This window comes from Dactylosporangium darangshiense, from assembly GCF_039537565.1.
Classification (GTDB): Bacteria; Actinomycetota; Actinomycetes; order Mycobacteriales; family Micromonosporaceae; genus Dactylosporangium; species Dactylosporangium darangshiense.
Genome location: NZ_BAABAT010000187.1, coordinates 1 through 1316 on the forward strand (window position 1 = coordinate 1; position 1316 = coordinate 1316).

Consider the following 1316-nt stretch of genomic DNA (forward strand, 5'->3'; position numbering starts at 1 on the left):
GTGTGGGTGTGTTCGCCGGAGTGCACGGCGGGTCGGTCGGGGTTGGTGTGGGCGTGTGCGGCGATGAGGGTGTGGACCGGTTGGGCGGGGACGGCGGCGTCGGTGGCGTTCCACGCCTCGAGTTGGGCCCGCTCGGCTGGGGTTAGCACATCGAGCTGCGAGATCGGCCGGTCGGGGTTGGTGGTGATCTGGTCGAGGAGGGTCATGAGGTGTTCGTGGAGGCGTTGGATGGTGGTGTGGTCGAACAGGCCGGTGCTGTAGTGCAGGCCGGCGGCGAGGTGCCCGTCGGGCTGTTCGGTCACGGTGAGGGCGAGGTCGACCTTGGCGACGGTGTCGTGCTGGATGTGGGGTTGTCCGGGCTGGCCGGTGGTGTCGGGGTCGGTGGTGGTGTCGGTGGTGTCGGTGGTGGCGGTGTAGTTGAAGAGGGTTTGGATGAGGGGGGTTTGGGAGCGGTCGCGGGTGTGGATGAGTTCGTCGACGAGTTGTTCGAAGGGGAGGTCTTGGTGGGTGTAGGCGTTGAGGGCGGTGGTGCGGGTTTGGTGGAGGAGTTCGGTGAAGGTGGGGTTGTGGTGGAGGTTGGTGCGGAGGGCGAGGGTGTTGACGAAGAAGCCGATGAGGTGTTCGGTTTCGGCTTGGTTGCGGTTGGCGATGGGGGTGCCGATGAGGAGGTCGGTTTGGCCGGTGTGGCGGTGCAGGAGGACGGTGTAGGCGGTGAGGAGGGTCATGAACATGGTGGTGTTGTTGTGGCGGGAGAGGTGTTTGAGGTTGGTGGTGGTGTTGGTGGGGATGGTGAAGTGGAGGGTGGCGCCGTCGGTGGTGCGGATTGGTGGGCGGGGGCGGTCGGTGGGGAGGTGGAGGATGGGTGGGTTGGCGAGTTGGGTTTGCCAGTAGTGGAGTTGGGTGTCGAGGATGTGGCCGGTGAGCCATTGGCGTTGCCAGGTGGCGTAGTCGGCGTATTGGATCGGCAGTGCCGGTAGTGGGTCGGGTTCGCCGCGGGTGAATGCGGTGTAGAGGGTGGACAGTTCGGTGCGCAGGATGCGGCTGGACCATTCGTCGAACAGGACGTGGTGCAGGCAGAGCGCGAGCACGTACTGCTGCATCGGCAGCCGGATCAGTACTGCCCGCAGCAGCGGGCCCACCGCCAGATCGAACGGGCTGCGAGCGTTGGCGATGAGTAGGGCGTCGAGGGCTGCACGTGGGTCTGGCTCGCCGGTGACGTCGATCTTGTCCATGGAGAACTGGCCGGGCGGGTCGATCACCTGGTGCGGTGTCCCGTCGGCGTCGGTGACCAGCCGGGTCCGCAGAATCTCATGGCG

The 1316-nt window shown here is 66.0% G+C and carries 1 protein-coding gene; it reads right to left on the minus strand.

Translation table 11 applies throughout. The features are described from left to right. Positions 1 to 1316, minus strand: a 1316-nt coding sequence (locus ABD901_RS58595; RefSeq protein ID WP_345145066.1) for a condensation domain-containing protein, incomplete at both ends; no start/stop codon positions are given.